Origin of the sequence: Thiohalobacter thiocyanaticus (assembly GCF_002356355.1) — a bacterium.
GTDB lineage: Bacteria > Pseudomonadota > Gammaproteobacteria > Thiohalobacterales > Thiohalobacteraceae > Thiohalobacter > Thiohalobacter thiocyanaticus_A.
Genome location: NZ_AP018052.1, coordinates 128215 through 147589 on the forward strand (window position 1 = coordinate 128215; position 19375 = coordinate 147589).

Genomic DNA, 19375 nt, shown 5'->3' on the forward strand with positions numbered 1-19375 from the left:
CGTAGCCACTGCCACCAACGCATAACATCAGAATTAACATGAAGACTTTCAGACTCCCTCCCACTGCAGGCAGAGCCGCCGCGTTCCTGATGGGCCTGTGCCTGTCCGCTCAGGCGTCGGCCTTCGGCCTTGAGGACGTTATCGCCAGGGCCGAGACGCTGGCCGCCGAGCCCTACCAGGCGCCCGACCCCATCCCGGGCTTCATGCAGAACCTCGGCTACGACGAATTCCGCAGCATCCGCTTCGATCCCGCCCAGCAACTCTGGTCGCCGAGCCGGACCCGGTTCCAGGTCATGCTGGTGCCCGCCGGGCGCACCTATCGACACCCGGTCAGAATCAACATCGTGGATGCCGAGGGCGTGCACCTGCTGCCCTTTCGCAAGGAACTGTTCAGCTTCGGCGATGAGGCACTGAGAAAAAAGGTGCCGGCCGATCTCGGCTATGCCGGCTTCAAGCTGACCTATCCCATCAACAAGGCCGGCGTACAGGACCAGTTCCTGGTATTCGCCGGCGCCAGTTACTTCCGTGGCGTCGGCGCCGGCGATCACTTCGGTCTGTCCAAACGCGGCCTGGCGCTTGACACCGGACTGTTGTCGGGCGAGGAATTTCCCATCTTCCGGGAATTCTGGCTGATCCGTCCGCACCCGCAGGCCAGCAGCATGAAGGTCTACGGACTGCTCGACAGCAAGCGCGTCACCGGCGCCTACGAATTCACCATCCACCCCGGACAGCCGACCCGGGTGGAGATCAACTCCACCCTGTTCACCCGCGAGCGCATCGAACTGCTGGGCATCGCGCCGCTGACCAGCATGTTCTTCTATGGCGAGAACACCGCCCGGCCGCTCGGCAACTGGCGCCCGGAGGTGCATGACTCGGACGGGCTGCTCATCCATGACGGCAGCGGTGAATGGTCGTGGCGCCCACTGATCAATCCGACCCGGCTGCAGACCTTCAGTTTCTCGACCCGGAATGTGCGCGGCTTCGGCCTGTTCCAGCGCGATGGCAGTTTCGCCTCCTACCAGGACCCGGAAGCCGACTATGAGCGCCGGCCGGATGCCTGGGTCAGAACCCGTGAGGACTGGGGGGACGGGCGCATCGTGCTGGTACAGATCCCGACCAGCGACGAGACCAATGACAATATCGTCGCCTTCTGGTCGCCGCCGAACACGGTGGCCGGCGGCAAACGCTTCGACTTCCGCTACGAGATCGACCTGGGCCGACTGGTGTCTCTCGACCACCCGCTCGCCCGGGTGCAACATACCTTTGTCGGTCTCGGCGACATCCTGGGCGGAGGCGACGTGGAGAACGCCTACCGGCTGATCGCCGACTTCCAGGGCGGGCCGCTGGAAGGGCTTGCCGCCGATGCCCCGGTGACCGCCGACGTCACCGCCATGCTCGGCGGCAGGGTGCTGGAGCAGTATGTCGAGTATGTGGAACAGAACGGCCACTGGCGCCTGTCCATCCTGGCCATGCCGGCGGAGGGCAAGCCGCTGGAGTTGCGCGCCTACCTCAAACGTGACGCTACGCCGCTGTCCGAGACCTGGACCTATACCCTGCCAACGGAAAACGATATCAAAGGGAATGGCAAATGATCCCGCATAACGAAGCGTCCTGCATTCAGGCCGTCAACCGCCTGTACTGCTATCTGCGTCATGCGGGGCTCGACGCGCAGGCGGCCTGCGAACAGGTCCAGGCCCGGATGCAGCGGATCCTGGATACCCGCGGCAGCATCAATCCGGCACGGCTCACCCACGAGCCGCTGCCGGCCGTGCAGTTACGCCTGCCGCAACCCGCATCCGCCCCCGCCGTGCGCCGCGGCCATCTCGGCTATCCCGCCGTCCGCTGACCCCATCCGGTCGGACACGGCATGACTCCCCCGTCCCAGCGCAGCCACGGCGCCGCCCGGATCTGGCGCGCCGCCGCCATCCGCCGCCGGCTGCTGATGCTGCTGCTGGTCACAGCCCAGACCGCGGGCGCGACCTACATCATGCTGGGCGTGCTCCCCTACCAGGGTTCCACCCTGATCGAACAGGCCCTGCTGGCGCTGTTCGCCGTGCTCTTCGCCTGGATCTCCATTGGTTTCTGGATGGCCGTGTTCGGCTTTGTCATCCGCCGCCTGGGCGGGGATTCCAGGAGCCTGCTCGCGCGCTACCCAACGGCCTGGCTGGACAACCGCGAACTCGCGCCGACGGCCGTCGTGTTCCCCATCTACCATGAGGACGTGCAGCGCACCTTTGCCGGTGTGAGGGAAACCTATCGGGACCTCGCCGCCAGCGGCCGGCTCGAGGCCTTCGAGTTCTTCATTCTCTCCGACAGCCGCGACCCGGATGTCTGGCTGGAGGAACAAACGGCCTGGTACCGGCTGTGCGAGGAACTCGACGCCCATGGACGCCTGCATTACCGGCGTCGCAGCATCAACCTCAACCGCAAGACCGGCAACATCGCCGATTTTCTGCGCCGCTGGGGTTCTCGGTATACTTATATGATAGTCATGGACGCCGACAGCCTGATCGGTGGCGACAATCTGGTGCGCATGGTGCAGCTGATGCAGGCCGCGCCCCAGGTCGGGATCCTGCAGACCAGCCCGCGCATCGTCAACGCCGGCACCGCCTATGCCCGTCTGCAGCAGTTCGGCAACCATTTGTACGGGCCGCTGTTCACCGCCGGCCTGGCCTCGCTGCAGCTGGGTGATGCGGTATTCTGGGGGCACAACGCGGTGATCCGCGTCGCCCCCTTCATGCGCCATTGCGGCCTGCGCCGTCTCACCGGCCGGGGCTTTCTCGGCGGCAGCGTGCTCAGCCACGACTTCGTCGAGGCCGCGCTGATGCGCCGCGCCGGCCACGAGGTATGGCTGGAACCGGAACTGGCACAGAGTTTCGAGGAATCCCCGCCGAGCCTGATCGACGACCTGACGCGCGACCGCCGCTGGGCCTACGGCAATCTCCAGCACCTGTACTTTCTGTTCCGGCCGGGCCTGCGCCTGGCCCACCGCTTCGCCTTTGCCCAGGGCATCATGGCCTACCTCACCTCGCCCCTGTGGTTCCTGTTCCTGGTGCTGGCCACCGCCGAGGTCACCCAGTTCATCATCTGGCCGGTGGACTACTTTCCCGAGTCGCACCAGCTGCACCCGCTGTGGCCGCAGTGGCAGCCGCAGTGGGCGCTGCGGCTGGTGTCCAGCGTTCTGTTCGTGCTGTTCCTGCCCAAGCTGCTGGCAGTGATCGACCTGCTGCTGGATCGGCCGCGTCTGCGGGCGATGGGCGGCACTGTCCGCATCCTGCTCGGTACCGGGCTGGAACTGCTGCTGTCCGTGCTGCTGGCCCCGATCCGGATGCTGGCCCATTCACGCTTCGTGATGGAAACCCTGTTCAACCTGGAGATCCACTGGGCCGGCCAGAACCGCACCGAGGAACTGCGCTGGCGCTCGGCGCTGCGGCAGCACGCGCCCGGCAGCCTGCTGGCCCTGGGCTGGGCGGGATTCGCCTTCTGGCTCAAGCCGCTGTTCGTGTTCTGGTCTCTGCCCATTGCGCTGCCGCTGATCTTCGCCGCGCCGATCTCGGTCTGGCTGAGCCGCTATCGCAATGGCCTGGCTCTGCGCCGTTCCCGCCTCCTGCTCGCGCCGGAGGAATCCCGGCTGCCGACCGTTCTGACCCGGCTGGAGCAGCCGGTGCTGCCCGCGGTGAACGGGCTGTCGCCCTTCGAACTGGCCATTGTCGATCCCTGGCGCAATGCCCTGCATCGGCAGCTGGCCCGGCGTGGCGGCGATCTGGCCGGCCGTGGGGAAATCCGCATGACGCTGGTCGAGCAGTGCCGGACGGGCGGCCCCCGGGCACTGGCGCGCTGGCAGCGCGACTGGCTGGCGCAGGACGCCCCGGCCCTGCAGCAATTGCACGAGGCCGCCTGGAGCGCGGATGCGCCGACGTACTGGAAACAGCTGATCGATGGCCTGTGCCGCACGCCGGCGCTCGCCGACGCCGGGGGTGCGGCAGGCCGCGTCCCGGCTGAGCCTCAGTCCTGGGGCGCGTAAGGGGCGGGCCGCGGGATGGTGGCCGTGGTCAGGCCCTGGCCGTCGCCATAGGACAGCGGTTGCCAGGTAGGCGATGCGCCCCCCTGCTGGCTGAGCATCCAGGTGCGCCCGCTCGGCTGTTCGACCATCAGGGTGATCTCGGTCGCCCCGCTTTCCGAGATCACCCTGGCCGGCAGCACCTGGTAGCTCATGCCGGGCGCGGCCCAGCCCGCCGGGAGCAAGGCGAGTCCCGTGACGGCCACCAGCATCCGCTGCCAGTTCCGACGCCGCTGATGTTGTTTCTGTTTCACCATGTCGTACCCATGAAATTGGCTTTGCCCTTGCCGATCCCGTTCGGGTGCCGGGATCGCGATTTCATTGTGCAAGTCATATTCCAATTCTGTCGTCTGCGGCAGCAGTATCAGGAATCCCTTGTCGGTTAAATGCTTATGGCGACTCACCGGACCGCGAGCCGCGTTGGAGCGCGTGAGCGGGCACCGTCGCTTCAGCACTCGTCAAGAATGCGGCAGCGTTTCAACCCGGATTGCCGGGATACCGGCGCAGCTGGATCACTGCCGCGCACGGCGGCCGCGGCCGGAGGCGCGCGAACACGGCCCGCCTCGCGCCTTGACCTTTGTCAGTTCCCCGGGACGGGCAGGGGTGCAGCATGTCTGCACCGGCCTGGCCGTTGCCGTCAGGCACGCACACGGAGGAAACGTCAATGACACAGAATGCACCCACATCCCGGGACCCGCATCCGCCCCGGCTGTTGCGCCATGAGGATCTGCCCCAGGTGTCCAACGCCGAAATGAACGCGGTGCATGAAGACGAGATCGATCTGCTCAACGAAGTGCTCGTACTACTGCCGCAGGCAGCGACATACGCCGAGGCCAGGCACGCACTGGACTACCGGCTGCAGGCACTGCACGAGCACATGCGCACCCACTTCTCCCGTGAAGAGGAACTCATGCGCCAGTACGGTTTCCCGGTCTATCCGGTTCACAAGGGCGAACACGACCGGGTCTATGCCGAACTGGAGCAGGTCATCGCGGACTGGCAGACACACAGCGATATGGCGGCATTGCGGCACTACATCCACGAGGTATTCCCGTCCTGGCTGTTCCAGCACATCGCCAGTATGGACCAGGTCACGGCCCGGTTCCTGGCCGAGGTCATGCAGAGCCGGAAATAGACACAAGCGCCGACGCCTTGTCGGCCAGACCGGCGGCGACCTGTCGCTGGCGCAGACGTTGGCAATGCCGTACCCGACGGCATAGAATCGAACCGGCATGAAGCGACTCAACTTTCCCTGGATCGCCGCCGGCATCGGCATCGTCCTGGCCTTCGCCCTGCTGCACGGCGGCGCCGCCGAACCGGCAGGCGCGGCCCGGCTGCCCACGCTCACGCTGCTGTTCATGAGCGAGTTCGGGTTTCTGGTCACTGCCGCCGGCGCCTTCGTCGGCATCCGCAACCGACAGCAGACGGACGGCCGCAGGGCACTGCTCCTGGGCATTGTCTGCAGCATCCTGGCCGCCGGCTTCGTTGTCCTCGGCCTCATGGTGTGGCGGGGACACATGGCGGCCTGATCCCGCGCCAGCAGCGCAAGCGGGGCAGACGCGGAGGGAGGCGGGCATGCGCATCCTGATTACCGGATTCGAACCCTTCGACCATGCCGTCAACGCCTCCCAGGTGCTGGTGGAGTCGCTGCAGACGGATCTGCCCGAGCCGCTGGAGCGGTTCTGCGCAGAGCCGCACTTCGCCATCCTGCCCACCCATACCCATCAGGCCTGGCCGCTGCTGCGGGAACGTCTGGATCAGTTGCTGCCGGATTACTGCCTGCTGACCGGCCAGGCCCGCGGACGCAACCGGGTGTGCCTGGAGCGGATCGCGATCAATCTGAAGGATTTCGAGCGCCCGGACGCGGCCGGCAACCAACCGCGCGGCGAAACCATCATCGCGTCAGGGCCGGCCGCCTACTGGAGCACCCTGCCGGCGCAGCACCGCCTGATCGCTGCGCTCACCCGGGCCGGCATCCCCGCCGCGCATTCCAGCCATGCCGGCACTCACCTGTGCAACCAGACGCTGTACCAGAGCCTGCACCATAGCCGTGAACAGGGGCGCTCGCTGCGCTGCGGCTTCCTGCATGTGCCGCTGCTGCCGATACAGGCGCAGGGCACGCTCGCCGATCAGCCGCACCTGCCGCTGGACACCATGCGCAACGCCATTGCAATCATCGTGCAGACACTGATGGAAACCGCCAACCGGCAGCCATGAACTAGAGGAAGCTGCCCGCCCCGGCCAGGTGTCGGCGCCAATAGGGATTGTCCAGGCTGGACACCGATACCCGTTTGCCTGAAGTGGGCGCATGAATGAATCGGCCGCCGCCGATGTAGATGCCCACATGGCGGGTCTTGGTGTCACTGAGATCGAAGAAAACGAGATCACCCGGCTGCAGGGCCTGCAGTGGCACTGCCCGGCTGCGGCGGCGCTGGTCGCGGGTGGTGCGCGGCACCTCGATACCCAGCTGCCGATGGCTGAAATACACCAACCCGCTGCAATCAAAGCCCTGCTGCGGGCTCTCGCCGCCGTAACGATAGGGCTGGCCCAGCATCCGTTCGGCATGGGCGACCAGCTGCCGGCGCTGCTCGCGCCGGGGCTGCGCCCGGGACTCGCTCCAGCCCGGATCCGGCACGGCGCCCGCGGCCGGCACGACCGGCCGCTGGGCACACCCCGCCGCGACCAGCGTCGCGATCAGCAGCCCCATCAGACGGAACCCGTTTGTCAGCCATCGATTCATGCCGTCCCCCTTGTGCTGGCAGTATCGGTCGTCCTCGCTGAACACTGAATGAACGGGGCACACCCGGCCGGGCAGCCAGCCGCTGGATTGGCCGGTTCGAGCAACTATCCTTCCGATAAGGACACTCCCAGCATTATGGAGGATTTCCACATGGAAACCATCAAGCAACTGCTGCAGGACAAAGGCGGCCAGGTATGGACGATTCTCCCGCAGGCCTCCGTCTACGACGCCATCTACCTGATGTCGGAAAAGGAAATCGGCTCGCTTCTGGTGGTGGAGGATGAACGGATCGTCGGCCTGATCTCGGAACGCGACTACGCCCGCAAGGTCATCCTCAAGGGTCGCTCATCGAAAAGCACCCGGGTCAGCGACATCATGAGCCGCAGCGTGCTTTATACCCATGGCGGCCAGACCATTCACGAGGCCATGGCCGTGATGACCAAACACCGCATCCGCCATCTGCCTGCGCTCGAGGACGGCCGGCTGATCGGCATCGTTTCCATGGGCGACCTGGTCAACGCCCTGATCGCCGAGCAGCAGTTCATCATCGAACAGCTGGAGCATTACATCACCGGCTGACACATTGCAGCGGAGCTCATGCCATGCCACCACCACCCGAACATCACCGCACCCAGCATATCGGCTGGCTCAGGGCGGCGGTCCTCGGCGCCAACGACGGCATCGTCTCCACTGCCAGCCTGATCGTCGGAGTGGCGGCCTCGCAGGCCACGCATGAGCATATACTGATTGCCGGCGTGGCCGGTCTGGTCGCCGGCGCAATGTCCATGGCCGCCGGCGAGTATGTCTCGGTCAGCTCCCAGGCCGATACCGAGCGGGCCGACCTCGAGCGTGAGCGGCGGGAACTGGCCACCAACCGGCGCTACGAACAGCGGGAACTGGCCGGGATCTATATGGAACGGGGTCTCGAACCGGCGCTCGCCCACCAGGTGGCGCAGCAGCTGATGCGCAAGGATGCCCTGGCGGCGCACGCCCGGGACGAGCTCGGGATTTCCGAGGTCGCCACCGCCCGGCCGATCCAGGCCGCCCTGACCTCCGCCCTGTCCTTCGCCGTCGGCGCAGGTCTGCCGTTGCTGGGCGCGGCCCTGGCCTCGCTGGATCAGCTCATCGCCACGGTATTCGTGAGTTCGCTGATCTGCCTCGCCGCGCTCGGTATCCTGGCGGCACATACCGGCGGCGCTTCCCGCCTGATCGGCGCCATGCGGGTCAGTTTCTGGGGCGTACTGGCCATGGCCGTAACCGCCGGCGTGGGCTCACTGTTCAACAGCGGCATCCAGTGACCGGCCACAGCGACGGCATGACGGACTGGCAGTTTCACAGCACGACCGAGGACGGCGGCCGGATCCACAAGGCATCGATACTCGCTGACGGCGCAGCCCTGTCACGGCGCCGGGTGATGGAGTTGTGGCAGGACGCCCCCGACTTCCGCGAGCGCTTCAATCGATTTCTGGCCGAACTGCCCTTTGCCGCCTGTTTCTGGGAAACGCCGGCCATTTCGCTCGACACGCTGGACCGCCCCTACGAACAGGTGTGTGTCGACGCCCCTTCCCTCGCTGGGATCAGGCCCGACCCACACAGCTTTGCCGATCAGTTCGACCGCCACTGCGGCGGGGGCGGCATTGCCGAATTCGCCAACCCGGGCGGCGATGCCCGGCTGATCGCGCCCTGCCCACAGGCATCCACTGACTGTTATGCACATCTGCTGACCTTCGTGCGCACGGCGCCGGCCGCCCAGTGCGACGCCTTCTGGCGGCGGGTCGGGGCCGCACTGGGCCGGGCGCTGTCGTCGACCCCGCTGTGGCTGAGCACCTCGGGTCTGGGCGTGTACTGGCTGCACGCCCGCCTGGATACGCGGCCGAAATACTACACCTACGCCGCCTATCGCGCGGCCGCGCCTAGAGACACCGGCTGATGTGCTTGAGCTTGGGATCCTCGTCGCTGACCGTGACCTTGAACCCGAGCTTGGCGGCCATGGCCAGCATCTCCTGGTTGGCGGCCAGCACCTCGCCTTCGATCTCTTCCAGACCGCGCGCCCGGGCGATCTCCATCAACCGCGCCATCAGCCGGTTGCCCACGCCCTTGTGCTGCCATTCGTCGGCCACCACGATGGCGAACTCGCAGCTGCGTCCGTCCGGGTTGGTACTGTAGCGCGCCACCCCGATCTCGCGCTCGCCGCCGCCTTCCCCGACCACCGCGATCAGCGCCATTTCCAGGTCATAGTCGATCTGGGTGAAACGCACCAGCATCTCGGGGGTGAGTTCCTGCAGCGCCTGCATGAAGCGGAAGTATTTCGACTGCGAGGACAGCCGGCGGATGAAATCCTTCTCGATGTCGGCATCCTCGGGCCGGATGGGGCGCAGGATCACGTCGGTGCCGTCGGCCAGCTGCTCGCGGGTCTCCAGACCACCCGGATAGGGGTGGATGGCCATGTGGGCATAGCGCCGTGCCCCGGGCTGGGGATAGGCCACGACCAGGCGCGCGTCCACCGCCAGCGCGCCCTGTTCGTCCACGATGAGGGGGTTGATGTCCAGTTCCAGCAGCTGCGGCAGTTCGCACACCAGTTCGGAGACCCGCAGCAGCACATCCTCCAGCGCAGTGAAATCAACCGCGGGGAGGTTGCGCCAGGCCTGCAGCATCTTCCAGGCCCGGGTGCGCTCGATCATGCCGCGGGCGATGAAGCGGTTCAGCGGCGGCAGCGATACGCAGCGGTCCTCCATCACCTCGACCATGGTGCCGCCGGCGCCGATGCTGATGGCCGGGCCGAATACCGGGTCGCGCACCACCCCGATAAGCAACTCGCGGCCGTTGGCGCGGCGGTACATGGGCTCGACCGTCACCCCCCTGAGTTCGGCGTCCGGGCGGCGGCTGCGGGCGGCCTCCAGCAGATCATTGAAGGTGCTGCGCACGTCCGCCGCGCTGGTGATGTTCAGCCGTACACCGGCCACGTCCGACTTGTGGCTGATGTCCGGCGAGTTGATCTTCAATGCCACCGGAAAACCCAGCGCCTCGGCCGCCACCAGGGCGTCGTTGGCGGTGGCCGCCTCCATGGTCGGCACCACCGGCAGGCCGAAGGCATGCAGCACGGCCTTGGTCTCCAGGGTGCTCAGGCTGCTGCGCCCGGACGCCAGCGCCTCCTCGATGATCAGCCGCGCCCCCTCCAGGTCCGGGCGGCTGCGCCGGCCCAGCGGACCGGGCACCTGCAGCAGCAACTCCTGATTGCGCCGGTGACTGGCCAGATAGGCGAAGGCCTCCACCGCGGCCTCGGGCGTGTCCAGGTGCGGAATGCCCCGGCGATTGAACAACGCATGGGCGGCGGCGACATGCGGCCCGCCCATCCAGCAGGTGATGAGCGGCCTGGCGCCGTGACCGGCGGCCGCACTGACCGCCTCGGCGCAGCCCGCGGCGTCCGTCATGGCCTGCGGCGTGAGCATGGCCAGCACGCCATCCACGCCGGGATCGCGCAGGCAGGCTTCGACCGCTGCGCCATAGCGCTCCGGACCGGCATCCCCCAGCAGATCCACCGGGTTGGCATGCGACCAGTGCGCCGGCAGCGCCTGCTCCAGCGCCTGCAGGGTCGCCGGGGCCAGTTCGGCCAGCGCCACGCCCAGTTCGGCCGCGCGGTCGGTCGCCATCACGCCCGGTCCGCCGCCGTTGGTGACGATCGCCAGCCGGCTGCCGCGCACACGGTGCTCGCCGCCGCCCAGGATCTCGGCGGCATTGAACAGCTGCTTGATGGTGTAGGCGCGGACCGCGCCGGCCCGGCGCAGGGCGGCATGGAAGACATCATCGCCGCCGATCAGGGCGCCGGTGTGCGAGACGGCGGCGCGTGAGCCGTCGGCATGGCGGCCGGCCTTGACCACCACCACCGGCTTCATGCGCGCGGCGATGCGCAGGCCGCTGAGAAAACTGCGGGCGTCGCGAATGCCCTCGACATAGAGCAGAATCGCGCGGGTCCAGGGATCCAGCGCCAGGTAACTGAGCAGGTCACCGAAATCGACATCGGCCGCGTCGCCCAGCGAGACCATGGCGGAGAAACCGATGCCTTCGGCCTGGGCCCAGTCGAGTACGGCGGTGCACAGCGCCCCGGACTGGGACACCAGCGCCAGCTTGCCGCGGCGGGCGATGTTGTGGCTGAAGGTGGCATTGAGTCCCGCGTCCGGGCGCATGATGCCGAGGCAGTTCGGTCCCAGGATGCGCACCCCCTGCTGACGCGCCGTCTCCAACAGTTCGCGCTGCAGCCGCTCGCCGGCATCCCCGGCCGCGGCCTCGCCGAAGCCGGCCGACAGCACCACGGCCGCCCGCACGCCGGCCTGGCCGCACTGGGCAATGATCCCGGAGACGGTCGCCGCCGGGGTGGCAATCACGGCCAGGTCCACCGGTTTGCCGATGGCGGCGAGATCCTTGTAGGCACGCTGATCCTGTACCTTGCGGTGCTTCGGATTGACCGCAAACAGCGCGCCCTTGAAGCCGCCCTCGCGCAGATTGCGGAAGACGATGCTGCCGACCGAACCGGCGCGGTCGGAAGCGCCGAACACAGCGATGCTGTCGGGGGAGAACAACCGGTTGAGGTAATGCGGGCCCATCATTCCACCTGCGGATAACGCTGCCTGAAAGGTAGAGTATAAAGGCATCCGCCTAACAGGCGGGTTGCAGTGATCGCGGCACCGGGCGCAGACTTGGCCACCATGACCCTCGCCTTCATCTCGCATCCCGACTGTCTGCTGCACGAGAACAGTCCGGGACACCCCGAGAGCCCGCAGCGACTGCTGGCCATCAACGATCAGCTGCTGTCCACCGGACTGGACCAGGCCCTGCGCCACTACGAGGCGCCGCTGGCCACTCCGGAGCAGCTGGAACTGGCGCACGCTCCGGACTATGTGCAGGCCGTCTTCGCCGCCGCCCCTGAGCAGGGCCGCCGGGCGCTGGATCCGGATACCGGCATGAACATCCATTCACTCCCGGCCGCCCGGCGCGCGGCCGGTGCGGCGATCCTGGGCGTGGACCTGGTCATGCGGGATGATGCCGGTGCCGTTTTCTGCAGTGTCCGCCCGCCCGGCCATCACGCCACCCGCAGCCGCGCCATGGGTTTCTGCATCTTCAACAATGTGGCCGTCGCCGCCGCCCACGCCCTGGCCGGGCACGGGCTGGAGCGGGTGGCGATCGCCGACTTCGATGTCCATCACGGCAACGGCACCGAGGACATCTTCGCCGGGGATCCGCGCGTGCTGCTGTGTTCCAGCTTCCAGCATCCCTATTACCCGCACACCGGGGCCGGGACCCGGTCGGACCACATCATCAATGTGCCGCTGCCGGCCGGCACCCGCAGCGAGGCCTTCCGCGAGGCCATCCGCGAGCACTGGCTGCCCGCGCTGGACGCCTTCCGTCCGCAACTGTTGCTGATCTCGGCCGGCTTCGACGGCCACGTCGAGGACGACCTGGCCCAGTTCCTGCTCACCGAGGCCGACTACCACTGGATCAGCCGCGAGCTCAAGGCGGTGGCCGACACCCATGCCGGCGGACGCATCGTCTCCTGCCTGGAGGGCGGCTACGCCCTGGCCGCGCTGGGCCGCTCGGTGGCGGCGCATCTGCGCGGGCTGCTGGGGATGGAAGCCGCCTGAGGCAGGCATCATCCGTCGCACCATATCATGATATTGTAATTATTTAATGCTTATACTGCCGTCGGATCAGATGCTTACGGATACCGGCAAAGATACCTTGGCTTATCCGGGCTGTGGTCTACACTTGAATTCCCCGGTCGTTACAGTCGGCAATCAGTCAAGGGGTGGATTATTTGTCGGACTGGGGTAAGGTAGGTAGTCCGGTTGCCCGGAAGTTCCAGGGGGGAGCGCGGCCGGACCTGATCGAAATTCACAACACAGACAAGCGATCATGAATCCATCACACAACGCGTCCATTATCGATCTCGACCCCGAGGGACAAGCCCCGGCAACGGAGGTCGACACCCAGCAGAACAGGGACGAATTTCTCGACGGCCGCCAGGAAGGCCTCTACGAAGCCTGTCTTATCGTAGACAAGGTCGCCGCCCAGCACGGACACGAGGATGTCGTGGCTGAGGCGCTGGATGCCATGCGCATCCTGATCCGGGAGTCGATCCATACCACCGATGCCGAGGCCATCCGCGCCCGGGTCAACGCCTTGGCCAACGCCGCCGCGACCCGCAGCTGAATCCCGTCCGGCTCAGCCAGCCGCGGCCGGTGACTGTCGGCGGCCGGCCACGATGAGCCCGATCGCGATCAGCGCGAGCAGTGCCTGCAGCAGCAGCCCCTCCAGGTTCGGGTAGATCCCCAGCAGTTCGATGCGTGGGAAGCTGACCGGATCGACCGGCAGCTTGCCGGCCTCCTGCAATGCCGCCACGCCCTTGCCGGCGAATACGATGGCCAGCATGAACATGAACAGGCTGGTCACGGCGAAGAACTGTCGCAGCGGCAACCGCACGCTGTAGCGCAGGATCAACCACCCCATCATCGCCAGCAGGCCCGCCGCCGCGACGAAGCCACCCAGCATGTAGCCCTGCCCCGTCGCGTCGGCCTGCACCCACATGGCCTGATAGAACAGAATGGTCTCGAACACCTCACGGTAGACCGCCACGAAGGCCAGGCCGGTGAGCGCCCACAGGGTGCCGGTGCTGAGCGCCTTCTCCACCGAGCCCTGGATGAAACGCTGCCACTGGCGGGCATGGGTCTTGTTGTGCATCCAGAAGCCGACATAGAACAACACCGTCATGGCCACCAGCGCGGCCACGCCCTCGGTGATCTCGCGACTCGCGCCACTGAAATCGAGCAATGATCGCGACAACCACCAGGTCAGCCCGCCCAGCAACAGCGCGCCGACCCAGCCCAGATGAAGATAACGCAGGCCCTCGCGGCGCTCTGTCCTGATCAGGAAAGCGGCCAGGGCCGCCACCACCAGCAAGGCCTCCAGCCCCTCGCGCAGCAGGATGACCAGCGCGCCGCTGAAGGCGGCGGTATTCGACAGGGTGTCGGTTTCCAGCCGTTTTGCTGCCAGGTCCAGCTGCTCCAGGATCCGCTGCGCCTCGGCCTCCACCCGGGCCGGCGGCAGCTGGCTGCGCACCAACCCGCGGTAGGCCGTCATGGCGGCCTCGATCTCACGGCGCAATTCCGGGGCTACCGCATCCAGGCCGTGTTCGGCCAGTTCGAAGCCGTCCAGATAGGCCGAAACGGCCGCGGCATGGGCCGCGTCCCGATCACCGCCCCGGTAAGCCTCAACGCTGGCCTGAAGTTGGTCGCGTGCAAACGCCAGCGGTGACCGGTCGGCGAACAGCGCCTCGGGGTGAGTGCGCGCATGCGCCATCAGGATCCGCCCGGCCGCGCCCCAGACCGCCCCGGCCTGCTCCGGTGTCGTGGTGGTCAGGGTATCCAGGGACTGCAGCGGATGCCCGCCAGCCGCCTGCTGCCAGGCGGCCGCCCCCGCGGCCACTGCATCCTTGTCGGCCGCGAGACTGCCGACGAGGAAGGCAAGGCTCCAGCGTTCGAATTCACTGAGTTGGCCGGTGTACCCGGCCATGCCGGTGTCTTCCACACCCAGGCTGATCGTGCTGTACAGGCCATAGAGGGTGCGCTGGGCATAGCGTTCGGGATCCTGGAAATTGGTCGGGGCCGGCTCCATGCCTGAGGCCAGCGCACCGTTACCGCGGCCCTCGACACCGTGGCAGCTGGCGCAGTGTTCGCTGAACAGTGCCCGGGCGCGGCGCAGGTCGGGGGCGCGGCGCGGAACCACTGTCATGTCCAGCGTTGCAACAGCTGTCGGGACAGCGCGGCCGCGGCCCCGGCGACTTCAGCCGGCGCTTCACGCTCGGCAACCAGCTGCTGCAGCTGCCGCGCCTGGTCTGCCAACTCGGCGCTGGCCTTACCTGCCTCCAGCGCTGCGATCTGCCGTCGCACCGCGGCGGCGAAATCCTGCATCTCGCGGTATTCGCCCTGGCTGATGATCTCGCCATCGGCCACGGCCGCGGCATAATCGACGCCGATGTAGTCGACCATCTGCACCAGCCGGCCGGTATCGACCTGCGCCAGCACCGACAGGGGCAGACAGGTCAGGAGCAGGAAAAGAAGACGTCGCATTGCAATTCACCTCTGGCGCAAGAATGCGCAAAGCAGCAGCGAATTACAATCATTCTCATTTAGATTAACTACATATAACTCCGGGACTCGGTCAGTCGTGCCGGGTGCGCACCTGCGCCGGGGGCACGCCGCGGGCGACCAGATACTTGCGGCTGGCCTCGGTGACGGTCTCGGGCCCGCCGATGTAGAAATCGAACACCTTCACGTTGTAGTGCTGCCCGGCCAGTTCCGCCAGGGTGTCGCCAACCACCTCCCGCGCGCGTTCGCCGTAGACCGCGGGATCGGCCTCCAGCCGCGTGTAGTTGACGTTGTCGATGGCGTCCTGCCAGGCGCGGCAGAGGTTGTGCAGGTAGGGTCTGCTGCCGTCCGTGGTCACCCAGTAGATGTAGATCTGTTCGGCCACGTCCAGCGCCAGGGCCTGTTCGATCAGGCTCTTGATGGAGGCGAATTCGCGATCCCAGGCGATGAACACCAGCGAATGCACCGACTCGAGGTTGAGAACGAAGTCGCCACGCGGGCCTTCCAGATCCAGCGTCTCGACGTCGTCGAGCCCGGCGGCCACCCGTGCGGCCAGCGGATTGTCGTCGGCGGTGTTGATGTGGAACTCGACCTGGGTCTCGTCACAGGGACAGCTGGCGATGGGGTAGCTGGCCGCGGCATCGCCGATGCGGATCCGCGCCGACTGGCCGGAGAGGAACTGCAGCCGGTGCGGCTCAACCGGATTGACCACCAGGCCGACCATGCCCTGACCCAGGTCGTCGACCCGGCGCAGGGTGGCAGGCAGGACCTGGGACTCGATCTCCTCCGGCCGGATGACCTCGTCGACCTGCAGCAGCACGTCGGTCATGGCGGTGTGCGCGCACAGGGTGACATAGCCCGCCGCCAGTTCGTCTTCCGACAGGCATTCGGGGTAGGCCCGCACGCGCTTGGCCTCGCCGCTGATGACCTTCGCCCGGCAGCGGCCGCAGCTGCCGTCGGTACAGCCGTATCTGAGCTGCATGCCCGAACGCAGCCCGGCGTGCAGCAGGGTCTCGCTGCCGTTGAGGAAGAAGTCGTGTCCGCTGGGCTTGAGTTGGACGTGGGCGGCCAGCAGACGCATGAAGGTATCGGTGGCCAGCACCTCATCGTGCAGGCCCTGCGCGGATTGCACTTCGTCGATCTCACTCTCCAGCCACTGACGGAAGGCCTTCACGGCCGGATCGCCCACGGCCTGCTCCAATGAATCCAGCTTGTCGCTGATACGGCTGACCAGCTTGTTGAAGCGGTTCACCCGCGCCCGCGCCGTGCCCAGTTCGTGGCTGAGCAGGGTGACGCGGGTGGCCAGCACCTCGGCGTCGGGCAGATCCTTGGTGTCGAGCACCTTGCCGAAGGCGTTCTCGATGATGCGGTCGGCACGCTCCACCATCCCGCTGCCGTCGAGGTCGGTCTTGGGATAGACCTTGAGCAGTTCGCTCAGGTCCAGTTCGCCCTCGAAGGTGTGCAGTTCGCCCTCGCGGATCTGTTTCTGCAGGGTCGCGCGCTTCACCCCCACCAGGCGGGCGGCGCGCGACAGGCTGATCAGTTGTGCCATGTAATGTCCTCGTCGACGCCTGCACTCAGGCCCGCCAGGCGTGGCGGCCTTCGCGCAGGCGTTTGTAGTTGCGGATCATGATAACGGTTTTCAGGATGGCGGGCGGATCGATGCGATCCAGCGCCAGGCCCACGGTCAGCGGCCGCCGTTCGCCCGCGGCCGGGCCGATCTCGATGAACTGCTCGCGCCGGCCACTGCCGAGCGCCTGCAACCGCGCCTGCCAGATGACCGCTGTGTGCTCGAAGCGGCCGATGAATTCGAACCGGGCCTCGGTCTCGCCGGGCGGCGCGCTCAGCCGGTACTCGGCCTGCTCACGCCGCAGGGACTCGGCCAGCCGCATCAGTTCACTGTCCGGCATGAAACTCAGGAGGCCTTGATCAGCTTGGCCGAGACCAGGGTGACCTGCATGGCCTCCGCATCCAACACCTGCGGATACATGGGGTAGTTGTCCAGCAGGCTTTCGGGCCGCTGGCGCGCGGCCGTCTCCAGCCAGCGGCGCGTATCCTCGCGCAGCCGCTGGTGCGCCAGCAGGAAGGGCGCGTTCCATTCATGGTATTCACGCACCAGTTCCCGCTCCAGGCCCTGCGGCCACTCGGGATCGACCAGCAGTTCCGGGAAGGCCTCGGCCGGCAGGTGGCGGCCGGTGAGTTCACCTTCGACCCGCATGCCGCCGTGACCGATGCCGCTGCCGTCCTCCAGGCGCTCGAACCACTGCAGCACCGGCAGCGGCCGGCCGGCCAGGTTGACCTGGCGCTCCAGCACATCCTGGGCCCGCGGCGGACGCACGTGCGGGTCACAATGGCTGCGTGCGGCCTCCAGTGCGGGGGAGCGGAACTCGTTTCTCGACATCAGAAACGGCTGCCAGGTCGGGTTGGTGATGCGGTCCGACTCCGTTTCCTCGCGCGTAACCCGGCTCTTGACGATGGCCAGCGGCAGACGCGTCTCCCGGTGCAGCAGCCACAACTCGAACCGGTCGGCCAGCGGGAAAGGGATGGGCGGACGTTCGTTGAGTGCGCGCATCAGCTGGTCGGCATTGGTCTCGCGGCTGGCCAGGTCGCCGGCATCGCAGTCGGTGGCATGCCAGCGCAGCCGCCCCGAGGCGTTCTGCACCCGCACCTGCCAGTGGCGGCCGTCGGTGGAATAGGCGCGCGCATTGCCCACGTCCACCACCTGAATCACGCCCTGGTAGGGGCAGAAGCGGCGTATCGAGTAGTATTGGGCCATGTGGTGCGCAGTCTCCCTCAGGCCGGCGTCTGAAGTTTACAGTAGACCTGCCCGCCGCCGGCGTGCAACCCTGCAATAAACACAGATACAACCGCCAGCTGCGGCCCTGTCCGCGCCGGGGCGCGGCCATTCACAACCAGACCAACGACAACAATGTCCGATTACACCGCCATAAAAATCCTGCATGTCGCCACCGTGATCATCAGCGGCGGTGGCTTTGCCCTGCGCCTGGCACTGATGCTGTGGCGCGAGGCCTGGCTCGGGCTGCGCCCGGTGAAGGTGCTGCCGCACATCAACGATACCCTGCTGCTGGCCTCGGGCATCACCCTGGCGGTGCTGTCGCGCCAGTATCCGCTGGCCCAGGACTGGCTGACAGCCAAGCTGGTCGCGCTGGTGGTCTATATCCTGCTGGGAATGCTGGCGCTGAAACCGCGCTTTGCCAAACCGGTACGACTCGGCTTCGGTGTGCTGGCGCTGCTGGTGTTCGCCTACATCGTGAGTGTGGCGCTGGCGCGCCGGGCCTGGCCGTTGTGATCGATGGCCACGGAAAACCCGGACAAAGCCCTGTAGCAGGCAGGTTGGGTTAGCCCGTAGGGCGTAACCCAACATTCAGGCTGCGCTCGTTGGGTTACGGCGCTGTCGCGCCTAACCCAACCTACAGAACAACAAGATTTTGTCCGTGCTTTCCGTGGTTATATGAATCAGCACTCGATGCCCCACTTCTTGATGCGGTAGAGCAGGGTGTCGCGGGTCAGTCCCAGCAGCCGCGCGGCCCGGCTGCGGTTGCCGCCGGTCTGGGCCAGCGCCTGCTGGATCAGGTCCGATTCCAGTGAACCCAGATCCACACCGCCGGCCGGCAGGGCGAAGCCGCCGGCCTTCGCTGCCGGCTGCGGGGCACGCAACTCCGCCGGCAGGTTCGATGGCTGCACCTCGCGGCCGCTGAACAGGATCAGGGTGCGTTCGCAGAAATTGCGCAACTCCCGCACATTGCCCGGCCAGTCATAGCGCTGCAGCCGGTTCAGGGTGGCGGCCGGGTAGCGCGGCGGCGCCAGGTCGTGCTGCCGGGACAGCTGCCCGGTGAGATGCTCCACCAGCGCCGGGATATCCTCGCGCCGCTCGCGCAGGGCCGGCATCTGCACCGGTACCACGTTGAGCCGATAGAACAGGTCCTGGCGGAAGCGCCCGGCGGCCGCGTCCGCGGCCAGGTCGCGGTTGGTCGCGGCCAGTACCCGCAGTTCGACCTGATCCGGCCGGGCCTGACCCAGAGGCTGACACTCGCGCGTCTCCAGGAAGCGCAGCAGCTTGGCCTGGGCCGGGCCGGGCAGTTCGCCGACCTCGTCCAGGAACAGGGTGCCGCCACGCGCCTGCTGGATGTAACCGGCCTGGTCGACCACGGCGCCGGTGAAGGCCCCGCGCCGGTGACCGTAGAGCAGGGACTCGACCAGCCCGTCCGGCATCGAGGCACAGTTGACCGGGACGAAGGGACCGGCGGCACGCCGGCTCTCCCGGTGAATGGCCTGGGCCAGCAGATCCTTGCCCGTTCCGCTCTCGCCCGCGATAAGGATGGGGACGTCCGTGGCGGCCGCCAGGGCAGCGGCACGCAGTTGGGTCTTCAGCGCCGGCGCCTGGCCGATCATGAGATTCTCGAAACAACTCATCGT

At 67.0% G+C, this 19375-nt stretch carries 21 protein-coding genes; 12 read left to right on the forward strand and 9 right to left on the reverse strand.

Annotated features, from left to right (window positions below):
- The first annotated feature begins 38 nt into the window (after positions 1 to 38).
- Genes CFK21_RS00600 through mdoH form a run of 3 tightly spaced genes read left to right on the forward strand, consistent with a single transcriptional unit; the run spans position 39 to position 4024 of the window.
- Positions 39 to 1592 carry a glucan biosynthesis protein G gene (locus CFK21_RS00600; protein ID WP_197702968.1) on the forward strand — a complete coding sequence of 518 codons (1554 nt, stop codon included), beginning with the start codon at positions 39 to 41 and terminating at the stop codon, positions 1590 to 1592.
- Entirely contained in the window at positions 1589 to 1846 is a 258-nt protein-coding gene (locus tag CFK21_RS00605; RefSeq protein WP_096363715.1) for a hypothetical protein, read from the forward strand. The genes CFK21_RS00600 and CFK21_RS00605 overlap by 4 nt, the downstream gene beginning before the upstream one ends.
- Before the next feature lie 21 nt (positions 1847 to 1867).
- Positions 1868 to 4024, forward strand: coding sequence for a glucans biosynthesis glucosyltransferase MdoH (gene mdoH / locus CFK21_RS00610; RefSeq protein WP_096363717.1), 2157 nt, complete (start codon positions 1868 to 1870; stop codon positions 4022 to 4024).
- Here the strand turns inward: mdoH and CFK21_RS00615 are convergent.
- Positions 4006 to 4317 carry a hypothetical protein gene (locus tag CFK21_RS00615; protein WP_096363719.1) on the reverse strand — a complete coding sequence of 104 codons (312 nt, stop codon included), beginning with the start codon at positions 4315 to 4317 and terminating at the stop codon, positions 4006 to 4008. The two genes, mdoH and CFK21_RS00615, sit on opposite strands and share 19 nt — an antisense overlap.
- A 407-nt stretch (positions 4318 to 4724) precedes the next feature.
- Between CFK21_RS00615 and CFK21_RS00620 the strand changes: the two genes are divergently transcribed.
- The 3 genes from CFK21_RS00620 (at position 4725) to CFK21_RS00630 (ending at position 6277) form a co-directional block, all read left to right on the forward strand.
- A complete protein-coding gene (locus CFK21_RS00620) occupies positions 4725 to 5195 on the forward strand; it encodes a bacteriohemerythrin (RefSeq protein WP_157745206.1) in 471 nt (156 codons plus the stop codon).
- Positions 5196 to 5292: 97 nt separating this feature from the next.
- Positions 5293 to 5589, forward strand: a complete 297-nt coding sequence (locus CFK21_RS00625) for a hypothetical protein (protein WP_096363723.1) — start codon at positions 5293 to 5295, stop codon at positions 5587 to 5589.
- A gap of 46 nt (positions 5590 to 5635) precedes the next feature.
- Complete coding sequence (locus tag CFK21_RS00630) at positions 5636 to 6277, forward strand: pyroglutamyl-peptidase I (protein ID WP_096363725.1); 642 nt, start codon at positions 5636 to 5638, stop codon at positions 6275 to 6277.
- Between the two features lies 1 nt (position 6278).
- Here the strand turns inward: CFK21_RS00630 and CFK21_RS00635 are convergent, their stop codons facing one another.
- Positions 6279 to 6800, reverse strand: a complete 522-nt coding sequence (locus CFK21_RS00635) for a C40 family peptidase (RefSeq protein WP_197702969.1) — start codon at positions 6798 to 6800, stop codon at positions 6279 to 6281.
- Between the two features lie 150 nt (positions 6801 to 6950).
- Between CFK21_RS00635 and CFK21_RS00640 the strand changes: the two genes are divergently transcribed.
- Genes CFK21_RS00640 through CFK21_RS00650 form a run of 3 tightly spaced genes read left to right on the forward strand, consistent with a single transcriptional unit; the run spans position 6951 to position 8730 of the window.
- Positions 6951 to 7379 (forward strand): CBS domain-containing protein, encoded by a 429-nt coding sequence (locus CFK21_RS00640; protein ID WP_096367426.1) that lies wholly within the window; start codon positions 6951 to 6953, stop codon positions 7377 to 7379.
- Between the two features lie 23 nt (positions 7380 to 7402).
- Positions 7403 to 8098 carry a VIT1/CCC1 transporter family protein gene (locus CFK21_RS00645; protein WP_096363729.1) on the forward strand — a complete coding sequence of 232 codons (696 nt, stop codon included), beginning with the start codon at positions 7403 to 7405 and terminating at the stop codon, positions 8096 to 8098.
- 17 nt (positions 8099 to 8115) lie between these two features.
- Positions 8116 to 8730 carry a DUF6940 family protein gene (locus CFK21_RS00650; RefSeq protein WP_172844224.1) on the forward strand — a complete coding sequence of 205 codons (615 nt, stop codon included), beginning with the start codon at positions 8116 to 8118 and terminating at the stop codon, positions 8728 to 8730.
- Here the strand turns inward: CFK21_RS00650 and CFK21_RS00655 are convergent.
- Positions 8714 to 11401 (reverse strand): bifunctional acetate--CoA ligase family protein/GNAT family N-acetyltransferase, encoded by a 2688-nt coding sequence (locus CFK21_RS00655; protein ID WP_096367427.1) that lies wholly within the window; start codon positions 11399 to 11401, stop codon positions 8714 to 8716. The genes CFK21_RS00650 and CFK21_RS00655 overlap by 17 nt on opposite strands.
- Before the next feature lie 102 nt (positions 11402 to 11503).
- Here CFK21_RS00655 and CFK21_RS00660 point away from each other — a divergent pair, with 102 nt between their 5' ends.
- Complete coding sequence (locus CFK21_RS00660; protein WP_096367428.1) at positions 11504 to 12436, forward strand: histone deacetylase family protein; 933 nt, start codon at positions 11504 to 11506, stop codon at positions 12434 to 12436.
- A 271-nt stretch (positions 12437 to 12707) separates the two neighbouring features.
- Entirely contained in the window at positions 12708 to 13004 is a 297-nt protein-coding gene (locus CFK21_RS00665) for a hypothetical protein (protein WP_096363733.1), read from the forward strand.
- Between the two features lie 12 nt (positions 13005 to 13016).
- Here CFK21_RS00665 and CFK21_RS00670 read toward each other — a convergent pair whose 3' ends face one another.
- From CFK21_RS00670 to CFK21_RS00690, 5 genes are all read right to left on the reverse strand, one after another.
- Positions 13017 to 14582: an FTR1 family protein gene (locus CFK21_RS00670; RefSeq protein ID WP_096363735.1), complete on the reverse strand. Its 1566-nt coding sequence runs from the start codon at positions 14580 to 14582 to the stop codon at positions 13017 to 13019.
- Positions 14579 to 14920 (reverse strand): hypothetical protein, encoded by a 342-nt coding sequence (locus CFK21_RS00675; protein ID WP_096363737.1) that lies wholly within the window; start codon positions 14918 to 14920, stop codon positions 14579 to 14581. The genes CFK21_RS00670 and CFK21_RS00675 overlap by 4 nt, the downstream gene beginning before the upstream one ends.
- Before the next feature lie 91 nt (positions 14921 to 15011).
- Positions 15012 to 16490: a 2Fe-2S iron-sulfur cluster-binding protein gene (locus tag CFK21_RS00680; protein ID WP_096363739.1), complete on the reverse strand. Its 1479-nt coding sequence runs from the start codon at positions 16488 to 16490 to the stop codon at positions 15012 to 15014.
- 25 nt (positions 16491 to 16515) lie between these two features.
- Complete coding sequence (locus CFK21_RS00685; protein ID WP_096363741.1) at positions 16516 to 16848, reverse strand: hypothetical protein; 333 nt, start codon at positions 16846 to 16848, stop codon at positions 16516 to 16518.
- Positions 16849 to 16853: 5 nt separating this feature from the next.
- Positions 16854 to 17714: a hypothetical protein gene (locus CFK21_RS00690; protein WP_096363743.1), complete on the reverse strand. Its 861-nt coding sequence runs from the start codon at positions 17712 to 17714 to the stop codon at positions 16854 to 16856.
- Positions 17715 to 17867: 153 nt separating this feature from the next.
- On the opposite strand from CFK21_RS00690, the gene CFK21_RS00695 reads away from it, so the two are divergent.
- Positions 17868 to 18248 carry a SirB2 family protein gene (locus CFK21_RS00695; protein ID WP_096363745.1) on the forward strand — a complete coding sequence of 127 codons (381 nt, stop codon included), beginning with the start codon at positions 17868 to 17870 and terminating at the stop codon, positions 18246 to 18248.
- A 167-nt stretch (positions 18249 to 18415) separates the two neighbouring features.
- Here the strand turns inward: CFK21_RS00695 and CFK21_RS00700 are convergent, their stop codons facing one another.
- The gene (locus CFK21_RS00700) at positions 18416 to 19372 is read right to left on the reverse strand and encodes a sigma-54 interaction domain-containing protein (RefSeq protein WP_096363747.1); all 957 of its coding nucleotides are present in this window, start codon (positions 19370 to 19372) and stop codon (positions 18416 to 18418) included.
- Positions 19373 to 19375: the final 3 nt, after the last annotated feature.